The 26,254-nt window shown below is 61.3% G+C and carries 26 protein-coding genes and 1 pseudogene; 15 read left to right on the top strand and 12 right to left on the bottom strand.

Annotated features, from left to right (window positions below; genetic code table 11):
- Positions 1-113 precede the first annotated feature (113 nt).
- The 5 genes and pseudogenes from AB4N42_RS28130 to AB4N42_RS28150 all read left to right on the top strand — a co-directional run bounded on the left by AB4N42_RS28130 (position 114) and on the right by AB4N42_RS28150 (position 5,109).
- Positions 114-1,034, top strand: coding sequence for a LysR family transcriptional regulator (locus AB4N42_RS28130; RefSeq protein WP_030138064.1), 921 nt, complete (start codon positions 114-116; stop codon positions 1,032-1,034).
- A gap of 104 nt (positions 1,035-1,138) precedes the next feature.
- Positions 1,139-1,789 (top strand): TetR/AcrR family transcriptional regulator, encoded by a 651-nt coding sequence (locus AB4N42_RS28135; protein ID WP_460115641.1) that lies wholly within the window; start codon positions 1,139-1,141, stop codon positions 1,787-1,789.
- Between the two features lie 6 nt (positions 1,790-1,795).
- Positions 1,796-2,386 carry an IMPACT family protein gene (locus AB4N42_RS28140; RefSeq protein ID WP_030138062.1) on the top strand — a complete coding sequence of 197 codons (591 nt, stop codon included), beginning with the start codon at positions 1,796-1,798 and terminating at the stop codon, positions 2,384-2,386.
- 429 nt (positions 2,387-2,815) lie between these two features.
- A complete protein-coding gene (locus AB4N42_RS28145) occupies positions 2,816-3,502 on the top strand; it encodes an SDR family oxidoreductase (protein WP_030138061.1) in 687 nt (228 codons plus the stop codon).
- A 246-nt stretch (positions 3,503-3,748) separates the two neighbouring features.
- A pseudogene (locus AB4N42_RS28150) lies at positions 3,749-5,109 on the top strand (8-oxoguanine deaminase).
- Between the two features lie 118 nt (positions 5,110-5,227).
- On the opposite strand, the gene AB4N42_RS28155 reads toward AB4N42_RS28150, so the two are convergent.
- Positions 5,228-6,319, bottom strand: a complete 1,092-nt coding sequence (locus AB4N42_RS28155) for a calcium:cation antiporter (RefSeq protein WP_030138059.1) — start codon at positions 6,317-6,319, stop codon at positions 5,228-5,230.
- A 199-nt stretch (positions 6,320-6,518) separates the two neighbouring features.
- Between AB4N42_RS28155 and AB4N42_RS28160 the strand changes: the two genes are divergently transcribed.
- A complete protein-coding gene (locus AB4N42_RS28160) occupies positions 6,519-7,472 on the top strand; it encodes an adenosine deaminase (RefSeq protein ID WP_030138058.1) in 954 nt (317 codons plus the stop codon).
- A 118-nt stretch (positions 7,473-7,590) separates the two neighbouring features.
- Here AB4N42_RS28160 and AB4N42_RS28165 read toward each other — a convergent pair whose 3' ends face one another.
- Together AB4N42_RS28165 and AB4N42_RS28170 are read right to left on the bottom strand one after the other, a co-directional pair.
- A complete protein-coding gene (locus AB4N42_RS28165; protein WP_460115643.1) occupies positions 7,591-8,973 on the bottom strand; it encodes an MFS transporter in 1,383 nt (460 codons plus the stop codon).
- An 86-nt stretch (positions 8,974-9,059) separates the two neighbouring features.
- Positions 9,060-9,794 carry an ArsR/SmtB family transcription factor gene (locus AB4N42_RS28170; protein ID WP_198797882.1) on the bottom strand — a complete coding sequence of 245 codons (735 nt, stop codon included), beginning with the start codon at positions 9,792-9,794 and terminating at the stop codon, positions 9,060-9,062.
- Positions 9,795-10,192: 398 nt separating this feature from the next.
- Between AB4N42_RS28170 and AB4N42_RS28175 the strand changes: the two genes are divergently transcribed.
- Positions 10,193-11,206: a zinc-binding alcohol dehydrogenase family protein gene (locus AB4N42_RS28175; RefSeq protein WP_030138055.1), complete on the top strand. Its 1,014-nt coding sequence runs from the start codon at positions 10,193-10,195 to the stop codon at positions 11,204-11,206.
- Between the two features lie 156 nt (positions 11,207-11,362).
- On the top strand, positions 11,363-11,533 hold the full coding sequence (locus AB4N42_RS28180) for a hypothetical protein (protein WP_181287283.1): 171 nt from the start codon (positions 11,363-11,365) through the stop codon (positions 11,531-11,533).
- A gap of 1 nt (position 11,534) precedes the next feature.
- On the opposite strand, the gene AB4N42_RS28185 is transcribed toward AB4N42_RS28180, so the two are convergent.
- Entirely contained in the window at positions 11,535-12,737 is a 1,203-nt protein-coding gene (locus AB4N42_RS28185) for a multidrug effflux MFS transporter (RefSeq protein WP_407684556.1), read from the bottom strand.
- Positions 12,738-12,831: 94 nt separating this feature from the next.
- Complete coding sequence (locus tag AB4N42_RS28190) at positions 12,832-13,029, bottom strand: heavy-metal-associated domain-containing protein (RefSeq protein WP_030138053.1); 198 nt, start codon at positions 13,027-13,029, stop codon at positions 12,832-12,834.
- Positions 13,030-13,176: 147 nt separating this feature from the next.
- Between AB4N42_RS28190 and AB4N42_RS28195 the strand changes: the two genes are divergently transcribed.
- The 3 genes from AB4N42_RS28195 to cueR all read left to right on the top strand — a co-directional run bounded on the left by AB4N42_RS28195 (position 13,177) and on the right by cueR (position 16,538).
- A complete protein-coding gene (locus AB4N42_RS28195; protein WP_030138052.1) occupies positions 13,177-13,560 on the top strand; it encodes a hypothetical protein in 384 nt (127 codons plus the stop codon).
- Positions 13,561-13,752: 192 nt separating this feature from the next.
- Positions 13,753-16,146 (top strand): heavy metal translocating P-type ATPase, encoded by a 2,394-nt coding sequence (locus AB4N42_RS28200; protein ID WP_460115645.1) that lies wholly within the window; start codon positions 13,753-13,755, stop codon positions 16,144-16,146.
- Complete coding sequence (cueR, locus tag AB4N42_RS28205; protein WP_030138050.1) at positions 16,143-16,538, top strand: Cu(I)-responsive transcriptional regulator; 396 nt, start codon at positions 16,143-16,145, stop codon at positions 16,536-16,538. Before AB4N42_RS28200 ends, cueR begins: the two co-directional genes overlap by 4 nt.
- A 174-nt stretch (positions 16,539-16,712) precedes the next feature.
- Here the strand turns inward: cueR and AB4N42_RS28210 are convergent, their stop codons facing one another.
- Complete coding sequence (locus tag AB4N42_RS28210) at positions 16,713-17,606, bottom strand: PA4780 family RIO1-like protein kinase (protein ID WP_030138049.1); 894 nt, start codon at positions 17,604-17,606, stop codon at positions 16,713-16,715.
- Positions 17,607-17,815: 209 nt separating this feature from the next.
- A complete protein-coding gene (locus AB4N42_RS28215; RefSeq protein ID WP_258648821.1) occupies positions 17,816-18,607 on the bottom strand; it encodes an AraC family transcriptional regulator in 792 nt (263 codons plus the stop codon).
- A 79-nt stretch (positions 18,608-18,686) separates the two neighbouring features.
- Between AB4N42_RS28215 and AB4N42_RS28220 the strand changes: the two genes are divergently transcribed.
- Entirely contained in the window at positions 18,687-19,715 is a 1,029-nt protein-coding gene (locus AB4N42_RS28220) for a bile acid:sodium symporter family protein (protein ID WP_198797877.1), read from the top strand.
- Here the strand turns inward: AB4N42_RS28220 and AB4N42_RS28225 are convergent.
- A complete protein-coding gene (locus tag AB4N42_RS28225; protein ID WP_030138046.1) occupies positions 19,702-20,979 on the bottom strand; it encodes an acetyl-CoA C-acetyltransferase in 1,278 nt (425 codons plus the stop codon). The two genes, AB4N42_RS28220 and AB4N42_RS28225, sit on opposite strands and share 14 nt — an antisense overlap.
- 146 nt (positions 20,980-21,125) lie before the next feature.
- Here AB4N42_RS28225 and AB4N42_RS28230 point away from each other — a divergent pair, with 146 nt between their 5' ends.
- A complete protein-coding gene (locus tag AB4N42_RS28230; RefSeq protein ID WP_460115647.1) occupies positions 21,126-22,478 on the top strand; it encodes a 3-oxoacyl-ACP reductase in 1,353 nt (450 codons plus the stop codon).
- A 2-nt stretch (positions 22,479-22,480) separates the two neighbouring features.
- Positions 22,481-23,335 carry a MaoC family dehydratase gene (locus tag AB4N42_RS28235; protein WP_460115649.1) on the top strand — a complete coding sequence of 285 codons (855 nt, stop codon included), beginning with the start codon at positions 22,481-22,483 and terminating at the stop codon, positions 23,333-23,335.
- Positions 23,336-23,392: 57 nt separating this feature from the next.
- Here AB4N42_RS28235 and AB4N42_RS28240 read toward each other — a convergent pair whose 3' ends face one another.
- Genes AB4N42_RS28240 through AB4N42_RS28255 form a run of 4 tightly spaced genes read right to left on the bottom strand, consistent with a single transcriptional unit; the run spans position 23,393 to position 25,654 of the window.
- The gene (locus AB4N42_RS28240) at positions 23,393-23,950 is read right to left on the bottom strand and encodes a DUF4136 domain-containing protein (RefSeq protein ID WP_334598751.1); all 558 of its coding nucleotides are present in this window, start codon (positions 23,948-23,950) and stop codon (positions 23,393-23,395) included.
- Positions 23,951-23,970: 20 nt separating this feature from the next.
- Positions 23,971-24,579, bottom strand: coding sequence for a DUF4136 domain-containing protein (locus AB4N42_RS28245; protein ID WP_460115650.1), 609 nt, complete (start codon positions 24,577-24,579; stop codon positions 23,971-23,973).
- Between the two features lie 24 nt (positions 24,580-24,603).
- Positions 24,604-25,353 (bottom strand): methyltransferase, encoded by a 750-nt coding sequence (locus tag AB4N42_RS28250; protein ID WP_460115651.1) that lies wholly within the window; start codon positions 25,351-25,353, stop codon positions 24,604-24,606.
- On the bottom strand, positions 25,346-25,654 hold the full coding sequence (locus tag AB4N42_RS28255; protein WP_323154802.1) for a MazG-like family protein: 309 nt from the start codon (positions 25,652-25,654) through the stop codon (positions 25,346-25,348). Before AB4N42_RS28255 ends, AB4N42_RS28250 begins: the two co-directional genes overlap by 8 nt.
- Before the next feature lie 164 nt (positions 25,655-25,818).
- Between AB4N42_RS28255 and AB4N42_RS28260 the strand changes: the two genes are divergently transcribed.
- On the top strand, positions 25,819-26,112 hold the full coding sequence (locus tag AB4N42_RS28260; RefSeq protein WP_030138039.1) for a hypothetical protein: 294 nt from the start codon (positions 25,819-25,821) through the stop codon (positions 26,110-26,112).
- Positions 26,113-26,254 lie beyond the last annotated feature (142 nt).

Here is a 26,254-nt window from a genome sequence, read left to right on the forward strand (position 1 = left end):
CTCGCAAGACATAAACGGTATGAAATCAGAAGCGTTCTTGCGGCTAAGTTGCCACGGCGATAAAGTCGGTGAAATCCAGCTTTTCTAACCTTCAGTCAGCGGATCACTAAACTATGAGCATTCGCCGTCCCGATCCGCTGGCCCAGGTCAGCGACTTCGATATTCGCTTGCTGCGGATCTTTCGCAGCGTGGTGGAATGCGGTGGATTTTCCGCCGCCGAAACGGTGCTTGGCATCGGTCGCTCGGCCATCAGCCAACAGATGAACGATCTGGAACAACGCCTTGGGCTGCGCTTGTGCCAGCGTGGTCGTGCAGGGTTTTCACTGACCGAAGAAGGCCGTGAGGTCTATCAATCGGCCCTGCAACTATTGAGTGCGCTGGAAAGTTTCCGCACCGAGGTCAACGGTCTTCACCAGCATCTGCGCGGAGAACTGACCATAGGCCTGACGGACAACCTCGTCACCCTGCCCCACATGCGCATCACCCACGCCCTTGCCCAGTTGAAAGAACGCGGGCCGGACGTGCAGATCCAGATTCGCATGATCGCCCCCAACGAAGTCGAGCAAGGCGTGCTGGATGGTCGCCTGCATGTCGGTGTGGTTCCCCAGGCCAGTGTACTTTCCGGGCTTGAGTACCAACCGCTCTACAGTGAGCGTTCGTTGCTGTATTGCGCCGTGGGGCACCCGCTGTTTTATGTGGATGACCAGCAACTCGAGGACGCTCGCCTTAATAGCCAGGACGCCATCGCGCCGACGTTCCGTTTGCCGGCCGACATCCAGGCCCATTACCAGGCGTTGAACTGCACCGCCAGCGCATCGGATCGCGAAGGCATGGCGTTCTTGATCCTGACCGGGCGTTATATCGGTTATCTGCCGGACCACTATGCCAATCTCTGGGTCCAGCAAGGACGGCTGCGAGCCCTCAAGCCCTTGGCGCGTTTCTACGACCTGAGCCTGGCGTCGGTGACGCGAAAGGGGCGTCGTCCTCATCTGGTGCTGGAAAGTTTTCTCGAAAGCCTGGCGGCAACGCGCTGATTCTCCGCCTCGCATGGCTTTTATCGCCGCAACACTTGTCGGATCCGCGCCGGTGCGCTATGAACGCATTTGCCCGCCCCCACAGACCCAGCCCGGAAATGTCCATGACCTTTGAAGTTCCCGCCCATGGTGGCAAGCCTACCGGCCGCATTCGTCAACAGAACGAAGAGACCATCCTCAGGGCCGCCGAGGATGAGTTCGCCCGTCACGGTTTCAAGGGCACCAGCATGAATACCATCGCCCTGAAGGCCGGATTGCCCAAGGCGAACTTGCATTACTACTTCACCAACAAGCTCGGGCTCTATGTGGCGGTGCTGAGCAATATCATCGAGCTATGGGACAGCACGTTCAATTCCCTGACCGCCGAAGACGATCCGGCAGAGGCATTGACCCGGTATATTCGCGCCAAGATGGAGTTCTCGCGCCGCCAACCCCAGGCGTCGCGGATCTTCGCCATGGAGGTGATCAGCGGAGGCGAGTGCCTGAGCGAGTATTTCAACCAGGACTATCGCGCCTGGTTCAAGGGCCGGGCGGCTGTTTTCCAAGCCTGGATCGATGCGGGCAAAATGGACCCGGTCGATCCGGTGCACCTCATTTTCCTGCTCTGGGGCAGCACTCAACATTACGCAGATTTCGCCACCCAGATCTGTCGCGTGACCGGTCGCAGCAAGCTGACCAAGCAAGACATGATCGACGCCAGCGACAACCTCATCCGTATCATTCTCAAAGGCTGCGGCCTGACACCTGACCTCTAGGATTACATGCCTTATACCCTCGTCGGTTTTTGCGAATACCGAGAAGAGATTCGCAAAAGCCGTTTCATTACCCTCGCCGCGCCCATCACCAGCCCTGCCGAAGCCCAGGCCTTTATCGAGCAGCACAGCGACCTCGATGCCACCCATAATTGCTGGGCATGGAAACTCGGTGAGCAGTATCGCAGCAGCGACGATGGCGAACCGGGCGGGACCGCCGGGCGTCCGATCCTGGCAGCCATCCAGGCCCAGGCCTGCGACCAGGTCGTGGTGCTGGTCATCCGCTGGTACGGCGGAATCCAATTGGGTACCGGCGGGTTGGCCCGGGCCTACGGCGGCGGAGCAAACAAATGCCTGCAAAACGCTGAGAAAGTTGAATTGATCAGCCGCGTGTCACTGCAGTGTGTTTGCGGGTTCGCGGAGCTGGCCCTGGTAAAACTGCGCACAGCCGAATGCGGTGGCGTGGTGAATGCCGAGCGCTTCACTGCCAATGGTGTGGAACTTCAATTAGCGGTGGGCGAAGAACACATCGAAACATTGCAGGCGCGGCTGGCCGACTTGAGCCGCGGGCAGATACGCCTGGAGCGCGAAACCCCATGATGTACGTCCCAGACTTGCCCACATGCGCTGTGCACCCGCTTGTGGATAACCTGGGCGCATCACGCTGTAACCCTTCTGTCATGCGGCTTCCAGAGGTTTGTTCATTTTTCGTACAGAGCAATCAAGATTGTCCAAATCCACACCAAAAACAAGCGGTTGCGGCGCTTTATCACCTTTAGGAGACAGCCGTACAGGGCTTATGCCTGACGATAACGCTTGCGCACAATTACTGTGGAGCAACCTGTGGATAACCCGTTCATGGCTCCAGCATCACCAGGAGCAGCATGGCTCGCAGCCGCTTGTTCATTTTTTAACCAGGCGTTACGGGGCAGCATGGCCAAATCCGACGCGTGGCGTCACGCGTTGAAACAACGGCTCAAGAAACGCTGTCCATTAAATCCGTGACTTTTTCTTCTCAAGGAAGCACTCATGAATTCGGTAAAAAAAGCATTGATCATCGGCGCCTCCCGGGGCCTGGGCCTTGGCTTGGTGAAGACGCTTCTGAGTGATGGCTGGCACGTAACCGCCACCGTGCGCAACCCGCAGGGTGCAGAGTCCTTGAAAGCGCTGGGGCCGGTACACGTCGAGAAGCTCGACATGGACGACCAGCAAGCCGTCATCGCCTTGAGCCAGCAGCTCAAAGGCGAAACCTTTGATCTGCTTTTCGTCAACGCAGGGGTCAAGGGCCCCGCGAACCAAAGCCCGGGCGGCGCAACGCTGGCTGAGGTCGGCCAATTGTTTTTCACCAATGCCGTGGCCCCGATCAACCTGGCTCAGCGTTTCGTCGGGCAAATCCGCGAAGGCAGCGGCGTACTGGCCTTCATGAGCTCCGTGCTGGGCAGCGTCACCCTGCCCGACGCGCCGGAGTTGGCGCTGTATAAGGCAAGCAAGGCCGCGCTCAATTCGATGACCAACAGTTTTGTCAGCCAACTGGACGGGCAATCATTGACCGTACTGTCGCTGCATCCGGGTTGGGTGAAAACCGATATGGGCGGGGAAGATGCGCAAATCGATGTGGAGACCAGCACCCGCGGACTGATCGATCAGGTCAATGCCTTCGCCGGCAAGGGCGGACATCACTTCGTCAATTACAGAGGCGAGACGATTCCCTGGTAAACACCACGAATTCATTGCGAGAGCGGGCTTGCTCGCGAAAGCAGACAGTCAGGTAACAGGATGTCGGCTGATACGCCGCTTTCGCGAGCAAGCCCGCTCCCACAGTAGAACTTAACTGGGCACTGGAAATGCGTCCGGCAACCTGAGTAAACTCCGAACCGCGCCCTCCAACGGCGCCCCTGGATCAGCAGACAGGGCATCACTGAGCTGGCTAACCTGAACCCATTTTCAGAGGAGCCGGCCATCATGCCTGCGACCCGTACCTGGTTGAAAAACCCCCTCGCCATTTTTACCGCCAACGAGCTTGATGCCCGTGGTGGCCTCGTGCTGCAGGACGGCGTGATCGTCGAGCTGCTGGGAGCCGGCCAGCAACCTGCCCGGCCCTGCGACAAGATTTTCGATGCCCGCGAGCACGTCATCCTGCCTGGGCTGATCAACACCCATCATCACTTCTATCAGACCCTGACCCGCGCCTGGGCGCCTGTGGTCAACCAGCCGCTATTCCCATGGCTGAAGACGCTTTACCCGATATGGGCGCGACTCACACCGGAAAAACTCGCCCTGGCCAGCAAAGTGGCACTCGCCGAACTGCTGCTGTCGGGCTGCACCACGGCGGCCGACCACCACTACCTGTTTCCGCAAGGGCTGGAAAACGCCATCGACGTGCAGGTGCAAAGTGTCCGCGAACTGGGCATGCGCGCGATGTTGACCCGCGGCTCGATGAGCCTGGGCGAGGCCGACGGAGGCTTGCCGCCGCAGCAGACCGTGCAGCAGGGGCAGGTGATTCTCGATGACAGCCAGCGGCTGATCGCTCGATACCACGAACGCGGTGCGGGCGCGCAAATCCAGATCGCCCTGGCGCCGTGTTCACCGTTTTCGGTCACGACCGAAATCATGAGCGCCAGCGCCGAACTCGCCGAAGAGCTCGATGTGCGCCTGCACACACACCTCGCCGAAACCCTCGATGAAGAAGATTTCTGCCTGCAACGATTCGGCCTGCGCACCGTGGACTACCTGGACAGTGTCGGTTGGCTCGGCCCTCGCACCTGGTTGGCCCACGGCATTCACTTCAACCCGGATGAAATCAGCCGCCTCGGCGCCGCCGGTACCGGCATCTGCCACTGCCCGAGTTCGAACATGCGCCTGGCCTCGGGCATTTGCCCGACGCTTGAATTGACGGCCGCCGCAGCGCACCGCTTGGCCTGGGCGTGGACGGCTCGGCGTCCAACGACGCTTCGAACATGATTCTCGAAACCCGCCAGGCGCTCTACATCCAACGCCTGCGCTACGGCGCCCAAGCGATCACCCCGGAACGGGTGCTGGGCTGGGCAACCCGAGGGTCGGCGCAACTGCTGGGACGCAGCGACATCGGTGAACTGGCGGTGGGCAAACAGGCCGACCTGGCGCTGTTCAAGCTTGATGAGTTGCGCTTCTCCGGCAGCCATGACCCGATCTCCGCCCTGCTGCTGTGCGGCGCTGATCGGGCGGATCGGGTGATGATCGCCGGTGAGTGGCGAGTGATTGACGGACAGGTCGAAGGCCTTGACCTGAAAGGGTTGATCGCCGATCACAGCCAGGCGGCGCGGGAGTTGATAGCAGCCTCCTGATCAAACCACCACCCTGTGGGAGCGAGCTTGCTCGCGATATCGGCCTAACATTCAACATCGATGTTGACTGACCCGGCGCTATCGCGAGCAAGCTCGCTCCCACAAGGACTATGAACAATTAAAGACCCAGCAACGACAACATCACAAACGTCGAAAACAACACGAAGTGGGTCATGCCCTCGATGGCGTTGGTTTCGCCATCGTTGAGGTTGATGGCGCTGACGATCAAGGTGATGAAGATCATCACCGTCTGGACTGGCGTCATTGCCATCTGGAATGGCTGGCCGGTGTAAAGCGCCATCGCTTCCATCACCGGCACGGTCAGAATCACCGTGGACAGCGACGCACCCAGTGCGATGTTGACCACCGACTGCATGCGGTTGGCCAGGGCTGCCCGCAGCGCAGTGAGAATTTCCGGCGCAGCGGAGATGGCGGCCACCAGGATCGCCGTGACGACCGGCGGCGCGCCGGAACCCTCCAGCCCCAAGTCGATGGCCTTGGACATGATCTCGGCGAGTGCACCGATCACGATCACACCAAATACCAGCGCACCGATTGAAAAGGCCAGGCTGATGGGTTTTGGCTCGGTTTCCACCGGCTCTTTCCTGCGGCGCTTTTCCGGGTAGCTGTAGCTGAAGAAATAACTGTGAGGGCCCACCTGCATGCGCAGGAACAAAGCGTACAGCACCATCATCGCGCCGATGGTAAACGCCGAGTAGGTTTTCCAGCTTTCCCGCGGAATGAACTCCGGCACCACCATCGACACCCCCATGGCCGTGAGGATCATCACACTGTAGGTTCGCGCCGAATCGTCGTTGTAAACCTGCTCGCCATGCTTGAGCCCGCCCATCAGCGCCGCGAGCCCGAGAATACCGTTGATGTCGAGCATGACCGCCGAATAAATCGTGTCACGTACCAGGGTCGGCGACGCCTCGTTGCTCATCATGATCGCCAGGATCACGACTTCCACCAGCACCGCCGACAAAGTCAGGATCATGGTGCCGTAGGGATCGCCCACTTTTTCCGCGAGCAATTCCGCGTGATGGGCCACACGCATGGAGGCCGAGACGATAAAACCAATCAGCACCAACCCGCCCATCAGCGCAACGACCTGCCCGCTGCCCAGCAGCCAATGCTCAAGTGGGTAGGCGGCAAATGCAGCGAGCAGCGCCAGCAATAGCAGTTTTTCTTGCTTGATCAACGAGAGCATCGCGAGCCTATAACCATGGACGGGTCATGAGCTACTAGACTGTGACGGACCGGGAACGTTTCGTCCGAATGTGGCGTAGCCGTTGTCCGAGGATTATTGCCGGGACGAGGCGGTAGTGGATCAGCCGGTCAGGTTTTACTCAGACATCGGCGCCCGCCCCTGTAGAATGCCGCCATCGATTCGCTGATGAGAAAAGAACATGTACGACTGGCTGAACGCCTTGCCCAAGGCCGAACTGCATCTGCACCTGGAAGGTTCGCTGGAGCCCGAACTGCTGTTCGCCCTGGCTGAACGCAACAAGATCGCCCTGCCGTGGAATGACGTGGACACCCTGCGCCAGGCCTACGCCTTCAACAATCTACAGGAATTTCTCGACCTGTATTACCAGGGTGCCGATGTGCTGCGCACTTCCCAGGATTTTTATGACCTGACCTGGGCTTACTTGCTGCGCTGCAAGGCGCAGAACGTCATCCACACCGAGCCGTTCTTCGATCCGCAGACCCACACCGATCGCGGGATTCCATTCGAAGTGGTGCTCAACGGCATCGCCGCCGCGCTCAAGGACGGTGAGCAGCAACTGGGCATCACCAGCGGCCTGATCCTGAGTTTCCTGCGTCACCTGAGCGAAGAACAAGCCGAAAAAACCCTCGACCAGGCGCTGCCGTTCCGCGACGCATTCGTCGCCGTCGGCCTGGACAGTTCCGAAATGGGCCACCCCCCGAGCAAGTTCCAGCGCGTGTTCGACCGCGCTCGCAACGAAGGCTTTCTGACCGTCGCCCACGCGGGCGAGGAAGGCCCGCCCGAGTACATCTGGGAAGCCCTCGACCTGCTGAAGATCCAACGCATCGACCACGGCGTGCGCGCCATCGAGGATGAGCGATTGATGCAACGGATCATTGACGAGCAGATCCCGCTGACGGTGTGCCCGCTGTCCAACACCAAGCTGTGCGTGTTCGACGACATGTCGCAGCACAACATCCTCGACATGCTGGAACGCGGCGTGAAGGTCACGGTGAACTCCGATGATCCTGCTTATTTCGGCGGCTACGTCACCGAGAACTTCCACGCACTGCACACACATCTGGGCATGACCCAGGACCAGGCCAAGCGGCTGGCACAAAACAGCCTGGATGCGCGACTGGTAAAACCTTAAGCCCGGTGTTACCCCCGTGTGGGAGCGAGCTTGCTCGCGATGGCGGTCTACCAGTCGACATCAATGGTGAATGTCAGACCGCTATCGCGAGCAAGCTCGCTCCCACAAGGGATCGTGTTCAATCAGCGACTGCGCCTTCGCTCAACTCCTCCAGCGTCTTGCCCCGCGTCTCCATTCCAAACAGCCAGACCACGCCCGCCGCCACGGCAAAGCACAAGGCGCCCAAGGCGAACACGCCACCCTGGCCGGTGATGGGAAAAACCAGCCCGGTGACCAGAGGCCCCAACAGCGAACCGATGCGACCGACCGCCGAGGCAAAGCCCGATCCCGTGGCCCGCGCCGAGGTGGGATACAACTCAGGCGTATAGGTGTAGAGCACTGCCCACATGCCGAACAGGAAAAACTGCATCAGTAGCCCGGTGCCGACCAGCAGGCCAACGTTGCCGCCGAATACCGCGCTCTGGCCATACAGAAACGCCATGCCTCCACCGCCGAGCAAAGTGATGACGCATACCGGCTTGCGCCCCCAGCGCTCCACCAGCCAGGCCGCCATCAGGAAACCGGGAATCCCGCCCAGGGAAATCAGCACGGTGTAATAGACCGACTGCGTCACCGCGAACCCGGATTGCTGCAGCAACGCACTGAGCCAGGACGTCAAGCCATAGAACCCAAGCAACGCAAAGAACCAGACGCTCCAGATCATCACCGTGCGTTGGCGATATAGCGGAGACCAGATCTGCGCCAGGGCGGAAAAGAAATTGCCCGGTTGGGTCGCCAGCCTCGGCAGGCGCACGGGCTCGGGCAGATCTTGACGCCCCAGCGAGGCCCGGACCTTCTCTTCGATCCGTTGGAGCACGGCATCCGCTTCATCGCCTCGACCGGCCTGTTCAAGCCAACGCGGCGACTCTGGAATGAAAAAGCGAATCACCAGGACGAAGACGGCCGGCACGGCCAGCACCAGGAAGATGTCACGCCAGCCGATCACCGGGAGCAAGAAGTAAGACAGCACACCCGCGGCCACGAAACCCAAGGGCCAGAAGCCGTCCATCAAGGCAATGTAGCGCCCGCGACGCTTTGCCGGGATCAGCTCCGAAAGCATGGATTGGGCAATCGGGAACTCCATGCCCATGCCGATGCCCAGCAGTATGCGAAACAGTATCAGTGCTTCGATGTCCTGGGCGGTGGAGCAGAGATAACTGGCAAGTCCCCACAACACGATGCTCCACTGGAACACCGGCTTGCGGCCGAAACGATCGGCCAGCATGCCTGACAGCGACGCCCCCAGCACCATGCCGAAGAAACTGGAACTGGCCAGCAACCCGGCCTGGGCGGTGCTCAAGCCGAACTCGGTTTTGATCGAGCCCAGCAGGAACGTCATCATGGCCAGGTCCATGGAGTCAAAGAAAAACGCCAGGGCAATGATGATGAAAATGAGCCGGTGATAGCCGCTGATGGGCAGCCGCTCCAGGCGCTCTGCCGCACTGTAGACGTGAGTGTCCATTTGCCTTCCCCCAATCCGATAGATCCCCGGACCGAGTGTGCGCGAACCACGCTGGCGACGATTGCTGATTGCGACCTGTCTTAGCTCTAGAGCGCCATTTCCAAGTCTTCCTGCCTGGCGAAACGATGAATTTCCTGCTGACCTAGAGCCGTCACCTGCAAAGCCCTGGAATCATTAGGCAAGCTCAGCCAGCCCGACTGCATGAAAAGTTGCAGCAATCCGGCCCCCAAGGCTCCCCCCAAGTGCGGGCGACGCTCACTCCAGTCGGGGCAGGCGCACGCGATGCGAGCGTTGCGATGGGCCAGCGCCTGGATGAACAAGCCGCGCCCGGCGAACTCATTGGAGCCCTTGTGGGTAACGATCACGCGCTGCTCGCATTGCTCGAGCCAACCGGAATCCAACAGTCGCTGATACAAGTCCGCCGCCAACAGGCCACCCAGATGGTCATCGCAAAGCCTTGCCCGCATCAGCGAGGCGGGGGCCGTCGGCGCTTTGGTCGGCATGAGACCGCGTTTGAGAACCTCTGGAACCTGACGCGGTGTACTTGCCAGGGTTGCGCTCGCCAAGGCCTCGACGGCAGCACCGATCTCGGGGGCCGCCAGGCGGAAAAACCGTTTGCGGCCCCGGGTCTCGACCTTCAACAGCCCACCGGAGCACAGCCGCCCCAGATGGGCATTGGCCGAGGATGGCGACAATCCGGCCAGCAATGCCAACTCATCAGCCTGTCGGGCCGTACCGTCCATTAATGCCCACATCATTGCGCTGCGCTTGGGGTCAGCCAGCAGCGTGGCGATCTGGCTGATGCAAGGTGCATGTTCCATGTATTCACTCCCTGTTGAATCATTCGTCTACCGCTCTGGGGCATAGTGACTCCGGACCTCAAGTACTGCCCGAACGAACGGCATGCCCGCTTGTGCCGCAGCCATGTATCAGCGCAGTCGGCAGGATCCAAGACCGTTGAAACCGCACCGATACGTGCGGCCGCTAGTATAAGCGTGCGGCGCACGGTTTCCTGTCCTCCGGAAACCTTTGGAGGCGATAGTTCCTGAGGGAAAAATCTCTATTTGCCAGCGACTATTGCCCGGCACCATTCCTTGAGTGAAAACAGCAGCCTTGATTATCAAAAAATCATTGAAAGAGCCTGTTGTTCCAGGCGCTTTTATCAAGGCCATTAATCGCTAAACATGAGCGCCATCGAATTCAATCACGGAGCCGCCCCATGAAAGCCATCGCGTATTACCAATCGTTGTCCATCACCGATCCAACATCGCTGCAGGACATCGACCTGCCCGCCCCCATCGCCGGCCCCCGGGATTTGCTGGTGGAAGTCAAAGCCATTTCCGTCAACCCCGTCGACACCAAGGTCCGCCAGAACGTACAACCCGAAGGCGGGGCCGCCAAGGTGCTGGGCTGGGACGTGGCCGGTGTGGTCACGGCGGTTGGCAGCGAAGTCACCTTGTTCAAGGCGGGTGACAAGGTGTTCTACGCAGGCTCGATCGCCCGGGCAGGCGGCAACAGCGAATTGCATGTGGTGGATGAGCGCATCGTGGGCCACATGCCAAAGACCCTCGGTTTCGCCGAAGCGGCCGCGCTGCCGTTGACCGCCATCACCGCTTGGGAATTGCTCTTCGATCGCCTGCAAGTCAAGCAAGGCCATAGCAACCAGGACCAGAGCCTCCTGATCGTCGGCGCCGCCGGTGGCGTGGGTTCGATCCTGACGCAACTGGCCAGCCAGCTCACCGGCTTGAAAGTCATTGGCACCGCCTCCCGGCCGCAGACGCAGGAATGGGTGCGCGGCCTCGGTGCCGACCTGGTGATTGACCACAGTCAGCCACTGAGCGAGGCCCTCAAAAAAGCGGGACAGCCCCAAGTTACCCATGTGGCCAGCCTGACCCAGACCGACCAGCATCTGGATCAACTGGTCGAGGCCCTGGCGCCGCAAGGCAAACTGGCGCTGATCGATGATCCGCAGTCGCTGGACGTGACCAAGCTCAAGCGCAAGAGCCTGTCTTTGCATTGGGAGTTCATGTACACCCGTTCCCTGTTCGAGACGGCTGACATGCTTGAACAGCACAAATTGCTCAATCGAGTGGCCGAACTGATCGACGCAGGCACGCTGAAGACAACGGTTGGCGAGCACTTCGGCACCATCAATGCCACCAACCTGCGCCGGGCTCACGCCTTGCTTGAAAGTGGAAAGGCCAAGGGCAAGATCGTGCTCGAAGGGTTCTGATCAACCTGGCTTGTCGACCGTGGCGAGGGATTTGCTCCCTCGTCACAAAAAAGCTGCACCGTCAGTCCGACAATTGACCGTTGTCACAATTGCGCTTGCATTCCGGTCTACACTCGAGGCCTTTGCAACGCAGTCTTTTACGTGAGGAGGTCAGCAATGAAGATCCTGATAAAAGAAGTGGCAAAATCGCAATGGCAAGTGCGCCTTGACCAGCACGTCGTGACTTTTCGCACCGAGGCCGAAGCCCAGGCTTTCGCCACCACCCTGCAAGCGCGTATTCACGCACCGCATCATTTCCCCGAATATCAGCAGCGCGCGGCTGGATGAATCATTCCTGCCGACCCGCCTGAGCAAGCGCCCGGGCGTTTTGCAGACGGCGGGTCAGCATCGCGGCGCTCACCACCAATAACCCACACAGGCTGATGACGATTGCCATCGGCACCGCCGTGCCGTCATGCAATGCCGCCACCAGCGCGGCGGCCCCCGCGGCGACGGAAAACTGCAGGCAACCCAACATGGCCGAAGCACTCCCCGCCCGGGCGCCCTGCCCGTTCATGGCGCAGGCCGAGGCATTGGGAATGATGCAACCCAGGCTGGCGATGCAGATGAACAACGGAATCAACAACGGCCACAAGCGCTCCGGCTGCAAGGCGCTGACCGCCAACAGACCGAGCCCGGCAAGCCAATACACCCATACCGCACGAGCCAGCAGGAATGCCGGGCCGCGTTTGGACAGCAACCGGGCATTGACCTGCGCTACCAATATGAAGCCCGCCGCGTTCGTGCCGAACAGCCAGCCGAAATGCTCGGCGGGGACGCCGTAGAGCTTGATGAAGACGAACGGTGAACCCGCGATGTAGGCGAACATCCCGGCGATCGCGATGCCTCCCGTCAGGGCATGACCGAGGAAGACCGAGTCTGTCAGAAGACGCCCGTATTGGCGCAACGCGCCGGATAACGGTTGGCGGGGCACGTGGTCAGGCAGGCTTTCAGGCAACCACAAGGCAACCGCGGTCGCCGCCAGCGCGCTGAATAACGTCAGGCCCACGAATATCGACTGCCATCCGTACAGGTTCACCAGCAAGCCGCCCAGCATCGGTGCGAGGATTGGCGCGAGCCCCATCACCAACATCAATTGCGAGAACACCTTGGCCGAACCCACTGCGTCGCATTTGTCGCTGACCACCGCCCGGGAGATCACCATTCCGGCACAACCGCCCAGGGCCTGGACGAAGCGGGCGCCGATCAGCCATTCGAGGCTCGGCGCATAGGCGCAGGCCAGGGACGCCACGGTAAACAAGCCGACCCCCGTCAGCAGCGGGATGCGCCGTCCGAAGCGATCCGCCACCGGCCCGTAGGCCAATTGTCCGAGGGACAGCCCTAGAAAATAGGCCGCCAAGGTCAACTGGATATGTTTTTCGTCGGTGCCGAAGGCCGTGGCCATTGTCGGGAAGGCGGGCAAATAGAAATCGATCGCCAAGGGACCGAAAGCGCTCAAGGCGCCAAGAATCAGAATGGTACGAAGGTTCATCGGGCGTCCAGTTCAAGCGTCAGTCGGCAGCCCGACAGTCTAGCCGGGCTGCGCGCGCTTGAACATTCCGATAGGTCGCTAACGATTAAAAACTTCAGGCAGGACTGACCTCGTACCCCTCTTCCCTGATAGCCTCGATCAGGGTATCGGCCGGCACCGCACTTTCGACCTTGACGGTCTTGCTGCCGAGATCGATTTCTACCTCCGCTTTCGAATCTTTGGCGTGGAGCGCCTGGGTGATGGCTTTGACGCAATGTCCGCAAGACATCCCTTGAACCTTGAAAATCTGCATGAAATGACTCCTTGGGATTGGGTTGCCCACAGTCTCAAGCTTGCCATCATGGCAAGGTCAAGTTTTGCCAAAAACTGCCGGGCTGGCAATCGGCGCCGAGCTCGGCCAAGCTGCACTTATTGAAGATCTCACACCGGAGGTTCAGCCATGCGCTGGTCAGCGTTCAGCCTGTTTTGCATGCTCGGTCTTTCAGCAATGGCCCCCCAGGCATCGGCTGCCGGAGAAGATTACGGCGTGCTGATCATTTCCCGCGAGCGCCTGGAAGTGGCGACGTCCTGCGAAATCGGCATCTATATCCAGGACCAACTCACCGCCCGGCTGTTCCAGGAGGCCAGCACGTCTTTCAATCTGCCGCCGGGTCGGTTCTCCTTGCGACTCAAGTTGTTGCCAGGCCAGGCGCCGGGTTGTAATCCAGGCATGCTCGCCCCCGGGTCGCAGGAGATTACGCTCAAGGCCGGCGACATTCTGAAATACCGCATCGCCATGAATGAACAAGGCATGTATCTCAAGCAGGCCGGGCTCGGTTACTGATTTTCTGATTGCCCCTGTGGGAGCGAGCTTGCTCGCGATAGCAATAGATCAGGCGACAGATTTGTTGACGGGTACACCGCTATCGCGAGCAAGCTCGCTCCCACATGATTGTTTCTGATTTCTCGATGGCGCTTGACCTTGCCAACATGGCAAGGTTGATCCTGTGGACATCCACTACAGGGAGCCTGACCCATGTCCCAATCCACTACCTTCGATCTGCCGATCTCCGGCATGACCTGCGCCAGCTGTGCCGGGCGGGTCGACCGAGCCTTGAGCAAAGTCGCCGGCGCCAGTGCCGTCAGTGTCAACCTGGCGACCGAGCAGGCGAGAATCCAGGCCCCGGCGGACAGCTTGCCGGCGCTGATGCAAGCCGTTGAACAGGCCGGCTACAGCGTCCCTGTCCACACCCTTGAATTGAACATCGAAGGCATGACCTGCGCGTCCTGCGTCGGGCGCATCGAACGAGCGTTGGGTAAAGTCGTCGGAGTGAACCGGGTCAGCGTCAACCTCGCAAGCGAGCGGGCGCACCTCGAACTGCTCGGCCAGGTTGATCCGCAAACGCTCATCGATGCGGTCAAGCGCGCCGGTTACGACGCCAGCGTGTGGCAGGCCGAGACGCCTCAAAAAAACCAAACCGATCACCTGCACCGCGAACGCCTGGCCTTGCTGATGGCGATCCTGCTGTCCGTCCCGCTGCTCCTGCCGATGCTGTTACAGCCGTTCGGCGTCCACTGGATGCTGCCGGCCTGGGTGCAATTCACCCTGGCGACGCCGGTGCAATTCATCTTCGGGGCGCGTTTTTACATCGCAGCTTTCAAAGCGGTACGCGCCGGAGCCGGGAACATGGACCTGCTGGTCGCCCTGGGGACCAGCGCCGGTTACGGGCTGAGCCTCTATGAATGGGCGATTGCCCAGCCCGGCAGCATGCCGCATTTATATTTCGAAGCTTCAGCCGTAGTGATCGCCCTGGTATTGCTCGGCAAATACCTGGAAAGCCGCGCCAAACGACAAACCGCCAGCGCCATTCGCGCCCTCGAAGCCTTGCGGCCGGAGCGGGCAATCCAAGTGATTGACGGCGAAGAACGGGACGTGGCCATCAGCGCCCTGCGCTTGGATGACCTGGTGTTGGTCAAGCCCGGCGAACGTTTCCCGGTGGACGGTGAGGTGATCGAAGGCCAGAGCCATGCCGACGAGGCGCTGATCAGCGGCGAAAGCCTGCCCGTGCCCAAGCAGCCCGGCGATAAAATCACCGGCGGCGCGATCAACGGTGAGGGCCGCTTGCTGGTGCGCACCCAGGCCCTGGGCGCCGAGACGGTCCTGGCGCGCATCATCCGGCTGGTGGAAGACGCCCAGGCAGCCAAGGCGCCTATCCAGAAACTGGTGGATAAAGTCAGCCAAGTGTTCGTGCCGGTCGTATTGATCCTGGCCCTCGCCACGTTGATCGGCTGGTGGCTATACGGGGCACCGCTGGAAACCGCGCTGATCAATGCCGTCGCCGTGCTGGTGATTGCCTGCCCATGTGCCCTGGGCCTGGCGACACCGACGGCGATCATGGCCGGTACCGGCGTGGCCGCCCGCCATGGAATTCTGATCAAGGATGCCGAGGCGCTGGAACGCGCTCATGAAGTCAGCACGGTGGTCTTTGACAAGACCGGGACCCTGACGTCCGGCACGCCGCGCATCGCTCATCTGGCCGCCCTTGATGGAAACGAAGACACCCTGCTGAGCCTGGCCGGCGCCTTGCAACGCGGCAGCGAGCATCCCTTGGCCAAAGCGGTGCTGGACGCCTGCAGCGAGCGTGGCTTGACCGTACCGGACATCAGCGAAAGCCAGTCTCTCACCGGGCGCGGCATTGCCGGCAGCCTCGACGGACGTCGCCTGGCCTTGGGCAATCAACGCCTGCTGGAGGAGCTGGGCCTGACTTCCGTTTCGCTGGGGGAATCGGCCCAAGCCTGGGAAGCCGAAGGTCGAACCCTTTCCTGGCTGATCGAACAAGGTGCCGCCCCACGGGTCCTGGGCCTGTTCGCCTTCGGCGATACCCTGAAGCCCGGCGCCAGCGCCGCCGTGCAAGCGTTGAATCAACGCGATATCGCCAGCCACTTGCTCACCGGGGACAACCGCGGCAGTGCTCAGGTGGTCGCGCAAGCGCTGGGGATCGCCAATGTCCACGCGCAAGTGTTGCCGGCTGATAAGGCCGCCATTGTTCAAGCATTGAAAAAGAACGCGGTGGTGGCCATGGTCGGCGACGGCATCAATGACGCCCCCGCGCTGGCCGCCGCCGACATCGGCATTGCCATGGGCGGCGGCACGGACGTGGCGATGCACGCCGCCGGCATCACCCTGATGCGCGGTGATCCGCGCCTGGTTCCAGCGGCATTGGACATCAGCCGCAAGACCTACGCCAAGATCCGCCAGAATCTGTTCTGGGCCTTCGTCTACAACCTGATCGGCATCCCGCTGGCAGCCTTCGGCTGGCTCAATCCGGTACTGGCCGGCGCAGCGATGGCGCTGTCCAGCGTCAGCGTGGTGAGCAATGCATTATTGTTGAAGTTCTGGACACCCAAGCACTTGGAGGACAAGCGATGAACATCGGCCAAGCGGCCCGCCAGAGCGGCCTTAGCGCGAAGATGATCCGGTATTACGAATCCATCGGTCTGCTCAGGGCAGCCCATCGCACCGACAGCGGCTACCGGATCTACGGCACGGACGATCTGCACACGCTGGCCTTCATCAAGCGCTCCCGCGACCTGGGATTTTCACTGGAAGAGGTCAGTAAATTGCTGACGCTCTGGCAGGACCGCGAACGCGCCAGCGCCGACGTCAAGGCGCTCGCTCGGCAACATATCGACGAGCTGAACCAGAAAATCCGCGAGCTGGCGGAACTGCGCGATACCCTCCAGGACCTGGTGGAACATTGCCAGGGCGATCATCGTCCCGACTGCCCGATTCTCAAGGAGTTGGCGTCGGGATGCTGCTAGCAATCATGCCCTGTGGGAGCGAGCCTGCTCGCGAAGACGGCGGCCCATTCGACACCGATACAAGCTGGCCCACCGCTATCGCGAGCAAGCTCGCTCCCACAGGGTTGAGCTTCCCCACAGGCTGAATCCGGCCATGAAAAACCCGGCCTAGGCCGGGTTTCTGGGTCGAACCGATCATTGCATCCAAGGCGGAGGCGGCTCCTCGGTCTTGCCTGGCGGCGCATCGTCGGCGGCGCGTACAGCTTGGCGTCGTTCTTCGTCCAGCCGCGCAGCCTCGATCTCGCGCATGATCCCGCCAACATCCGCCAGTTCTTCCGGCTCGTCGAACTCACCGGTCAACAGACTGCCTGGGTGCAAGGTGCCGGCTTCATACAACGCCCACATCTCCTTGGCGTAACGGGTGCGTTTCAGCTCCGGCGCAAACCGACCGAAGTAGGACGCCATGTTGCCAACATCCCGCTCCAGCATGCTGAAGGCGTGGTTGTTACCGGCAGCGTCCACCGCTTGCGGCAAATCGATGATGACCGGGCCCGTCGGTGTGAGCAGGACATTGAACTCCGACAGGTCGCCATGCACCAGACCGGTACACAGCATCAAGACGATCTGTGAAATCAGATAGGCGTGGTACTCACGAGCCTGATCCGGCTCCAGAACCACATCGTTCAGGCGCGGCGCGGCATCGCCGTATTCGTCGGCCACCAGTTCCATCAGCAGCACGCCTTCCAGGAAGTCGTACGGCTTGGGCACTCGAACACCAGCGCCAGCCAGCCGAAACAGCGCAGCGACTTCAGCGTTCTGCCAGGCGTCTTCGGTTTCCTTGCGCCCGAACTTCGAGCCTTTCGCCATCGCGCGGGCCTGGCGGCTGTTCCGGACCTTGCGGCCTTCCTGGTATTCGGCCGCCTGGCGAAAACTTCGCTTGTTCGCCTCCTTGTAGACCTTGGCGCAACGCAGCTCGTTGCCGCAGCGCACCACATAAACAGCTGCTTCTTTACCACTCATGAGTGGGCGCAGCACCTCGTCGACCAGACCGTCTTCGATCAGGGGTTCAATGCGTTTTGGAGTCTTCATCAGCTTTTATTCTGGGTCCTTTATTACCAAACACGCGAATGACAGGTCGTTATACGGCAATCCACCCTTCACGGGGAGGGGGTCCGACCTATGAACCCTGAATGCACACAATGTGCCGGATCAGCTCAGTGGAGCCAAATCATAACCGAGACTGGATGTGACGCTGCTCGTAGAACCGGCGGGCCTCGGCGAAGCGAGCAGGCCCCCGGTCAGTGCTTGAACAACTCGCCCGGGGTGAAACCGAACAGGCCCTTGAATGCCGCGATAAAGGCAGACGTCGAATCATAGCCACAGGACAACGCCGCGCTGGTCACACTGTCGCCCTTTTCCAGTGACCCCAGGGAAGACAGCAGCCGCATACGCTGGCGCCAGGCGCGAAAACTCAGGCCGGTTTCCCGCTGGAACAGACGCATCACGGTTTTCTCCGAAGTGCCCAAGCGGGCAGCCCAGGCGTGTAGCGTCACGTTGTCTTCGGGCTGTGCGATCAACTCGTTGCACAGCGCAAGCAAGCGTGCGTGTCGGGGTAATGGAAGGGAAAAGCCCACTTCCGGCAGTGCTGCCAGTTGATCCAGCAGCACCTGGACCAGGCGCGCCTCCTCGGTGTCCCCCTGCGGATAGGTGGCGGGAAATTGGCAGAAGACCTTGATCAACTCTCGCGCCAGCGGGGTCACTTCCAGCACCCGACAACGCGCCTCGGCCCACTGGCAAGCCTGGCGATGCACGTAAAGACTGCGCATTTCCGCGCGGGTAGACGTCACGACCTGATGCTCAAGATCGGCAGGAATCCAGATGCCCCGTTGCGGCGGCGCAAAGAAACTGCCCTCGGCGGTGTGGACGCCCAGCACACCGCTGATGGCATAGGAGAATTGCACCCAATCGTGGCGATGAGCCTGGGTCCACGAACCCGCGCTCAAGCTTTCGACCCGGGCATAGAGTGGCCGGGGCAATTCCGTCAGGTCGGGAATGCGTCGCTCGAGCTGCAGGTGTCCGTTAGTCGGCATTGATTGGCCTTATATCGCAAGACGACTGTGTTGAGCGACGTTAGGCTAAGTCGACTTTTCTTACAACTTGCGGTGCCCTATGCAGATTTTCAGACACCTCAAACGCATGGTGACCGACTGGTTCCTGTGCGGCATGTTGCTCGCCACGCTGTTGGCGTATTTCTTCCCCCGCTTCGGCGCCACGGGTGGCGCAATGCATGCGGAATGGGTCGTGAACATCGGCATCTTCGTGGTGTTTTTCCTCCATGGCGTCAACCTGTCCGGCGAACAGATCCGCCATGGCTTGAGGAACACGCGGCTGCACCTGATGGTGCAAGGTTTTACCTTTGGGGTGTTTCCGTTGATCTGGCTGATCAGCGAATGGTTGCTGGGCAGCCACGTACCGTCGTTGTTGATGCTGGGGTTCTTTTACCTGTGCGCCCTGCCTTCGACCATTTCTTCATCGGTAGCCCTGACCGGCAGCGCGGGCGGCAACGTGCCGGCAGCGATTCTCAACGCCAGCTTGTCCAGTGTGCTAGGGATTTTCCTGACACCGCTGCTGGTCAGTTTCGTGGTGGGCAGCGGCGCCGGCGGCATCGACCTGGGCTCGACACTGCTCGACCTGTGCCTGATGTTGCTGCTGCCACTGGTGCTCGGGCAGTTTCTGCGGCGCTGGCTGGCCGGCTTTTTCGCCCGGTACAAGCGCTACACCAGCGTCATCGACAAACTGGTCATCCTGCTGCTGGTCTATGCGGCGTTCTGCAACTCCATGGTCTCGGGGATCTGGCAGCAACAAGGCAATGGCGTATTGTTCAGCGCCGTGCTCGGCAGCGCGGTGTTACTGGCGATCATTCTCTGGATGACCACCCGCACCGCTCGTGCGTTGCGGTTCAGCAACGCCGATGAAATTGCCGCGGTGTTCTGCGCAAGCAAGAAATCCCTGGCTGCGGGGGTGCCGATGGCGGCGTTGATTTTCGGCAACAATCCCGGGCTCGGGCTGATCCTGCTGCCGATCATGATCTACCACCCACTGCAACTGATCGTCTGTTCGATCCTTGCCGAACGCTACGTCAGCCGCCAGCGCGCCCAGGTTGCTCGACAAAACGAGGCAATCGTCAGCGCTCGATAATGACGGTGACGCCCTGGCCGGCGGCCGCGCAAATGGAAACCAGCCCCCGGCCCTTCCCCGCCGCATCCAGCAATTTGGCCAGGTTGGCGACAATGCGCCCGCCGGTGGCGGCAAATGGATGCCCGGCGGCCAGCGAACTGCCCTTCACATTCAACCGGCTGCGGTCGATGGCGCCCAGCGGCGCATCAAGGCCCAGGCGAGTCTTGCAGTAGTCGGGGTCCTCCCACGCCTTCAACGTGCACAACACTTGGGCGGCGAACGCTTCGTGGATCTCGTAATAATCGAAGTCCTGCAATGTCAGGCCGTTGCGCGCCAACAACCGCGGCACGGCGTAGACCGGCGCCATCAGCAGACCTTCGGCACCGTTGACGAAATCCACCGCTGCGGTTTCACCGTCACGCAGGTAAGCCAGGATCGGCAGCCCGCGAGCCTTGGCCCATTCTTCACTGCCTAACAGCACCAGCGACGCGCCATCGGTCAGCGGCGTGGAGTTGCCTGCGGTCATCGTCCCCTTGGCGCTTTTCTCGAAGGCTGGCTTTAGGGAGGCGAGCTTTTCCAGGGTCAGGTCCGGACGCAGATTGTTATCGCGGGTCAGGCCGAGAAACGGCGTCATCAAATCGTTATGCCAGCCCTCGGCGTAGGAAGCGGCCATTTTCTGATGACTTTCCAAGGCCAATTGATCCTGTTCTTCCCTGGGAATCTGCCAGGTCTGCGCCATCAATTCACAGTGTTGGCCCATGTTCAGGCCCGTGCGCGGTTCGTTGATGCGCGGCAGATCGGGGATCAGGTGCCGAGGGCGCAATTGCAGGAACGTCTTGATCTTGTCGCCGGTGGTCCTGGCCCGATTGGCTTGCAGCAGGATCTTGCGCAGCCCTTCGTTGACCGCGATAGGCGCGTCGGAGGTGGTGTCGACGCCGCCGGCGATGGCGCTGTCGATTTGCCCCAGGGCGATTTTATTGGCCACCAGCAGCACGGTTTCCAGACCCGTGCCGCAGGCCTGTTGTACGTCATACGCCGGCGTGCTTGGCGACAAGCGCGAGCCCAGCACGCATTCACGCGTCAGGTTCATGTCCCGGGAAAACTTGAGCACCGCACCAGCGGCCATTTCGCCGATGTGTGCACCGTGCAGGTTGTAGCGCTCGATCAATCCTTCAAGCGCGGCCGTCAGCATCGCCTGGTTGCTGGCGGTGGCATAAGGCCCGTTGGAGCGGGCGAAAGGAATGCGGTTACCACCGATGATCGCAACGCGGCGTAGCTGTGCCATGAAGAACTCCCCTGTATGCGCGAAAGATGCGAAATAAGCCTGCTGTAACGTACCCCAGCCACAAGCTTAGGCTTTATCCCGGCGATCGAACGACTGATTGCCAAACATGGTCCACACTTGGAACCTCATCAGCCGGAGTGTGTTCCATGTCAGACCGTTACATAGACTTTGCCAATTCGCCCATTGGCCTGCGTCTGGTTGGCGCTCTGGGCTTGCCATCGCCGGTGCGCCTGGAGCGCTGGCAAGCCGGGCGGTTGCGGCCAATCGAGGGTGCCCTGCTTCTGGGCGGTGGACCGCTGACCGAACAGGTCGGCATGTTTGCCAAGCGCCTGACCGATGCGATCTTCATCTACGGCGGCGAACCGACGCTGGCGACCGAATGGATCCCCGGCCATGGCCCGAAAATCAAGGCAGTGGTGTACGACGCCAGCCATCTGGTGCAGGTTGATCAACTCAAGCAGTTGCGCGAGTTCTTCCAGCCACTGATGAAGAATCTCGACCACAGCGCCCATGTCGTCATTCTCGGCCGTGCCCCGGAAAGCTTCGATGATCCCTTCGCCGCCAGTGCCCAACGCGCCCTCGAAGGCTTCAGCCGTTCCCTGGCCAAGGAACTTCGCCACGGTGGCACGCTGCAGTTGCTGTACGTCGGTGAGGGCGCCGAAACGCAGCTGGAGGGAGCGCTGCGGTTTTTCCTGTCGCCCAAGAGCGCCTACGTTTCCGGACAGGTGATTCGCCTCAAGGCCTGTGAGACCCAGGTCCAGGATTGGACGCGACCGCTCACCGGGCTCAAGGCACTGGTGACCGGCGCCGCCCGCGGCATCGGCGCTTCGATTGCCGAAACCCTCGCCCGGGACGGCGCCGACGTGATCCTGCTGGACGTTCCACAGGCCAAGGCCGACCTGGACGCGCTGGCCGCACGCTTGAGCGGGCGCAGCGTGACGCTGGATATCTGTGCCGAAGACGCCGCTGCGCAATTGATCGAACACCTGCCCGACGGCGTCGATATCGTGGTGCACAACGCGGGCATCACCCGGGACAAGACCTTGACCAACATGACCCCGGAATTCTGGGACGCTGTGCTAGCGGTCAACCTCAACGCACCACAAGTGCTGACCAAGGCGCTGCTCGACAGCGGCACCCTGCGGGACAATGGCCGCGTCATCTTGCTGGCCTCCATCAGCGGCATCGCCGGCAATCGCGGCCAGACCAACTATGCCGCGAGCAAAGCCGGACTGATCGGCCTCGCGCAGGCCTGGGCACCGGCCTTGCAGCCCCGGGGAATCAGCATTAATGCCGTGGCGCCAGGTTTCATCGAAACGCGCATGACCGCCGACATCCCCTTCGCCCTGCGCGAAGCCGGGCGGCGCATGAGCTCCCTGGGCCAGGGCGGTTTGCCCCAGGACGTCGCCGAAGCCGTGGCCTGGCTCGCACAGCCAGGTACGGGCGCCGTGACCGGACAGGCGCTGCGGGTCTGCGGGCAAAGCCTGTTGGGGGCGTGAGCATGACGATCCAATGGCATGAGATAAACACCGCACCGTCGATGTCCGGGCTGTACGCCAAGGCCGCGACACGCCGCAAGATAACCGGCACGACCTTGCCCGACATCGGGCTGCGCCAGATGGTCCAGGTCCACCCGCAACGCCTCGCGGCGTATCGCAAGGTCTGTGGCTTCGCCGAAAGCGGGTTGCTGCCACCGACCTATCCCCATGTCCTGGCGTTCGCCCTGCAAATGCAGTTGCTGACCGCCCGGGAGTTCCCGTTCCCCTTGCTGGGACTGGTTCACCTGAGCAACCGCATCCGAGTGCTGCGGCCCATGGGCGGAGTCAGCCAAGTGCGAGCCAGCGTCAACGTCGAGAACCTGCAACCTCACGCCAAGGGTGCGGTGTTCGATCTGGTGACCCGTATCGAGGATCAGTTGGGACCGCTGTGGGAAGCCGAGAGCCAGATGCTGTGCAAGGGTGTCCAGCTCGATGGTGCGCTCGCCGAGGAGCCGCCGTCGTCGCCCCTCGATCTGACCGAAGTGGCGCGTTGGACAGCGCCCGCGGACATTGGCCGGCAATACGCCAAGGTTTCCGGCGACTACAACCCGATCCACCTGAGCGGCGCCAGCGCCCGATTGTTCGGTTTTCCCACCGCCATCGCCCATGGGCTGTGGAACAAGGCGCGGGCCCTGGCGGCGCTGGAGGACCATTTGCCCGAGGCCAACATCGAAATCAACGTAACCTTCAAGAAACCGGTACGCCTGCCCAGCGAGGTGACGTTGCTGGCAAGTGCGGCGGGGTCCAGTGGGCATTTTCGACTAGAGGGGGCTGGAGCGCTGGAGCATATGCTGGGAAGTTGGCAGCCGGTTGCCTGAGAGAGTTGCACCCATCGTGTGGGAGCGAGCTTGCTCGCTCCCACACGGCTCCTTCATTCAGCGGGGAGGATAATTGGACAAGATCCGCCCCACCGTCTCACGCACCTTCGTGCTGCGTTCCGCCGGGTTGGGCGAATCGCTGAGCAGTTGCTCGTCGCTGCCACGCCACACCAGCTTGCCGTCCTTGCCATCGAGCAGGTCGATCTGCACCGTGGCGACCTTGTAGCTGACGTTGCGGGTCTCGTTGTACATCGGCCCGCCCCAATAGCCATTCCACGGGCCACCCCAACCGCCGCCATAGTTTGTCGTCACTTGCTGCTGGCGGTCTTCGACGATCAGATAGGCCTGGACCTGCACGTCGCCCCGAGCCCCCGCCTGCGCCGGGCGCAAGCCGCGCTGGTCAAGCTGATCGGCAACCGCCTGGCGGATCCGCTGCTCGGTCAGGTCGCTCTTGATACGCGGGTCATCGGGGCGATATTGCAGGGCCGGTTCTTTCCAGCTCCAACTGCGGTAGGCCGCGAAATCCCGACTGGTGTCGAAGTCATGGTTGACCTGGTTATTGGCGCAAGCGCCGAGCAGCAGGACAAGGGCAAACGGAACAAGGCGGCGGAACATGGTTTTTCTCCGTTGCGTGATCAACTGGGAGGATAAGCCGACATGGCCTTTTCCACTGCCTCACGAATGGCATCGGTGCGCTCGCTCTGATGGCCCCGCTGACTGGTCTCGGCACTGGCGCTCCACACCGGCTGGCCGTTGCGGGCGTCGAACAGATCCACTCGAACCACCACCACTTGCTCCTGGTAAGTCCGTACCATCGGAACGCTGTTGTACATGCCGTAACCCGGTCCGTAGCGGTTGTAGCCGCCGTAGTACCCCGAGTCGTAATCGTCCCGGACCTGGCGGATGCGAGTCTCCAGGCGCAGCTCGGCACTGACGAAGAGGTCCGCTGGGCGGTTGTCATGCAGTGGACGCAACCCACGCTGGTCCAAGGCCTCGCTCACCGCTTCGGCGACCTGGGCCGAATCCGCCCAGGCGGTGCCCGGTGGCAGCCGGCCGTTGAGCCAGGCCCAACTGCGATAGCGTCCATAGTCACGGGGCGGCGCCGGGTAGGCGCTGCGATCGAACACCGTGGCGGCTTCGGGCGGTGCCGGCGGCAACGGATTGGACGTGGCGACGTACGGGTTGCTGCCCTGGCAGGCTGCGAGCCCGAGGCATAACGCCAATAATCCTGAACGACCTTTCATTTCGCTCTCCGATGGTTCTTCAGGTCAGAGCGGCCGACACACCCAGTGTAGATAACGTCCCAAACCGGCAAAGGCCGGATGGCGACGGTGGGCCAGTTCCATTTCCAACAGCTGCGCAAGTTCTACGCGGCCTTGGAATTCCACTGGCATGTAGTCGTGAAAAACCCGCACGCCACTGTGGCTTTCGACCTGCCACAGGTCTTCAAGTTGCGCCGCCAATTCCCGCGGATCAAGGGGTTGTTGCGGCGTCAGGCTTTGTTTCTCGCCGGCCATGTCATTTTTGCGCAGCTTGCGGAAATGCCCTTTGAGCAGGTTGCGATAGACCAGCGCGTCGCGGTTGTAGAACGCCAGCGACAACCAGCCGCCAGGCTTCGTGAGCTGATGCAGCACCGGCAGGATCGCGTGGGGCTCGGCCAGCCATTCGAGCACCGCGTGGCACAGCACCAGGTCGTAAGGTTCGGTGAGCTGGCCAAGCAGATCCTGCCACGGCGCCTGGATGAACGTTGCGTGCTGGCCGGCCTCGGCGAAGCGTTGACGGGCGCCTTCGAGCATGGGTTCGGCCGGCTCGGCCAAGGTGACCTGATGACCGCGCTCGGCCAGCCACAGCGACATATGGCCCAGGCCCGCACCGATGTCCAGTACGCGCAGCGGCCGCTCCGGCAGGCTTTCCAGCAAATCGGCCTGGAGCACGGCCAGGCGGATCGCCCCCTTGGCCCCGCCATAGATCTTTTCCGCGAAGCGCGTGGCGAGCTGATCGAAATGACGGTCACTCATGGACGAACCGCCGTTCGCTGTCGGCTAATTTGCTGCGCACCACGGCGTCCATGTCCAGGCCCAACTCACTGCACAGCAGCAACAGGTACAACACGATGTCACCCACCTCTTGACCTGCATGGGCCAGCTTATCCGCCGACAACTGCCGCGATTGGTCCTCGGTCAACCATTGGAAAATCTCGACCAGCTCGGCCATCTCCACGCTGGCGGCCATGGCGAGATTCTTCGGGCTGTGGAATTGCCGCCAGTCGTTACGGTCACGAATGGCATGCAGGCGTTCGGTCAGTTCAACAAGGTTCATCGGGCTCTCCTGAATGCGCATAGCTTCGGGGGGATGACGGGGGAAGGCAAGCGTCTCGGTACGAAGCGGCGAATTGCCTCATAATCGAACGATCGCAGCCGTCGCAGCTCCTACAATCAGGAGCCAACGGCTCGATTTCGATTCCTCTTCATCAGGATGCACACATGCAGGCAGAAAGCTTTTTCGAATGGCTCGGCCAGGCGCTCGGTTCGGTGATCCGTTTCATCGTCGACCTGCTCAGCGGCCTGTTCAACACCTTGGCCAATGCGGGCGGCAATTTTGTCGACGGATTGTCCCGCACGCTGGGCATGGACACCTCGATCATCAGCATCGTCGCGCTGATCCTCGGGCTGATGCTGTTGTACTCGGCGATCCGCGCCTTCATGCGGGCGTCGATCGTCATGGGCATTATCTGGCTGGTGCTCGGGTTGTGGTTGTTGAGTTGGATCATTCACTGAATACAAGCGTGGCGAGGAAATTGCTCCCGCTGGACTCACTGGCTGGGGAAAGATCGCAGCCTCGTTGCACTCGGCAGCTCCTACGGCGCAGTCCAGCGGGAGCAAGCTCCCTCGCCACAATGAATCCAAGTTCCGCAGGGAA

This window comes from Pseudomonas sp. H2_D02 (assembly GCF_054677635.1).

What these genes read in the sequence shown, in the direction of transcription:
- AB4N42_RS28130 (WP_030138064.1), top strand. Translation starts at nt 114, where the DNA reads ATGAGCATTCGCCGTCCCGATCCGCTGGCCCAGGTCAGCGACTTCGAT.
- AB4N42_RS28135 (WP_460115641.1), top strand. Translation starts at nt 1,139, where the DNA reads ATGACCTTTGAAGTTCCCGCCCATGGTGGCAAGCCTACCGGCCGCATT.
- AB4N42_RS28140 (WP_030138062.1), top strand. Translation starts at nt 1,796, where the DNA reads ATGCCTTATACCCTCGTCGGTTTTTGCGAATACCGAGAAGAGATTCGC.
- AB4N42_RS28145 (WP_030138061.1), top strand. Translation starts at nt 2,816, where the DNA reads ATGAATTCGGTAAAAAAAGCATTGATCATCGGCGCCTCCCGGGGCCTG.
- AB4N42_RS28155 (WP_030138059.1), bottom strand. Translation starts at nt 6,319, where the DNA reads ATGCTCTCGTTGATCAAGCAAGAAAAACTGCTATTGCTGGCGCTGCTC.
- AB4N42_RS28160 (WP_030138058.1), top strand. Translation starts at nt 6,519, where the DNA reads ATGTACGACTGGCTGAACGCCTTGCCCAAGGCCGAACTGCATCTGCAC.
- AB4N42_RS28165 (WP_460115643.1), bottom strand. Translation starts at nt 8,973, where the DNA reads ATGGACACTCACGTCTACAGTGCGGCAGAGCGCCTGGAGCGGCTGCCC.
- AB4N42_RS28170 (WP_198797882.1), bottom strand. Translation starts at nt 9,794, where the DNA reads ATGGAACATGCACCTTGCATCAGCCAGATCGCCACGCTGCTGGCTGAC.
- AB4N42_RS28175 (WP_030138055.1), top strand. Translation starts at nt 10,193, where the DNA reads ATGAAAGCCATCGCGTATTACCAATCGTTGTCCATCACCGATCCAACA.
- AB4N42_RS28180 (WP_181287283.1), top strand. Translation starts at nt 11,363, where the DNA reads ATGAAGATCCTGATAAAAGAAGTGGCAAAATCGCAATGGCAAGTGCGC.
- AB4N42_RS28185 (WP_407684556.1), bottom strand. Translation starts at nt 12,737, where the DNA reads ATGAACCTTCGTACCATTCTGATTCTTGGCGCCTTGAGCGCTTTCGGT.
- AB4N42_RS28190 (WP_030138053.1), bottom strand. Translation starts at nt 13,029, where the DNA reads ATGCAGATTTTCAAGGTTCAAGGGATGTCTTGCGGACATTGCGTCAAA.
- AB4N42_RS28195 (WP_030138052.1), top strand. Translation starts at nt 13,177, where the DNA reads ATGCGCTGGTCAGCGTTCAGCCTGTTTTGCATGCTCGGTCTTTCAGCA.
- AB4N42_RS28200 (WP_460115645.1), top strand. Translation starts at nt 13,753, where the DNA reads ATGTCCCAATCCACTACCTTCGATCTGCCGATCTCCGGCATGACCTGC.
- cueR (WP_030138050.1), top strand. Translation starts at nt 16,143, where the DNA reads ATGAACATCGGCCAAGCGGCCCGCCAGAGCGGCCTTAGCGCGAAGATG.
- AB4N42_RS28210 (WP_030138049.1), bottom strand. Translation starts at nt 17,606, where the DNA reads ATGAAGACTCCAAAACGCATTGAACCCCTGATCGAAGACGGTCTGGTC.
- AB4N42_RS28215 (WP_258648821.1), bottom strand. Translation starts at nt 18,607, where the DNA reads ATGCCGACTAACGGACACCTGCAGCTCGAGCGACGCATTCCCGACCTG.
- AB4N42_RS28220 (WP_198797877.1), top strand. Translation starts at nt 18,687, where the DNA reads ATGCAGATTTTCAGACACCTCAAACGCATGGTGACCGACTGGTTCCTG.
- AB4N42_RS28225 (WP_030138046.1), bottom strand. Translation starts at nt 20,979, where the DNA reads ATGGCACAGCTACGCCGCGTTGCGATCATCGGTGGTAACCGCATTCCT.
- AB4N42_RS28230 (WP_460115647.1), top strand. Translation starts at nt 21,126, where the DNA reads ATGTCAGACCGTTACATAGACTTTGCCAATTCGCCCATTGGCCTGCGT.
- AB4N42_RS28235 (WP_460115649.1), top strand. Translation starts at nt 22,481, where the DNA reads ATGACGATCCAATGGCATGAGATAAACACCGCACCGTCGATGTCCGGG.
- AB4N42_RS28240 (WP_334598751.1), bottom strand. Translation starts at nt 23,950, where the DNA reads ATGTTCCGCCGCCTTGTTCCGTTTGCCCTTGTCCTGCTGCTCGGCGCT.
- AB4N42_RS28245 (WP_460115650.1), bottom strand. Translation starts at nt 24,579, where the DNA reads ATGAAAGGTCGTTCAGGATTATTGGCGTTATGCCTCGGGCTCGCAGCC.
- AB4N42_RS28250 (WP_460115651.1), bottom strand. Translation starts at nt 25,353, where the DNA reads ATGAGTGACCGTCATTTCGATCAGCTCGCCACGCGCTTCGCGGAAAAG.
- AB4N42_RS28255 (WP_323154802.1), bottom strand. Translation starts at nt 25,654, where the DNA reads ATGAACCTTGTTGAACTGACCGAACGCCTGCATGCCATTCGTGACCGT.
- AB4N42_RS28260 (WP_030138039.1), top strand. Translation starts at nt 25,819, where the DNA reads ATGCAGGCAGAAAGCTTTTTCGAATGGCTCGGCCAGGCGCTCGGTTCG.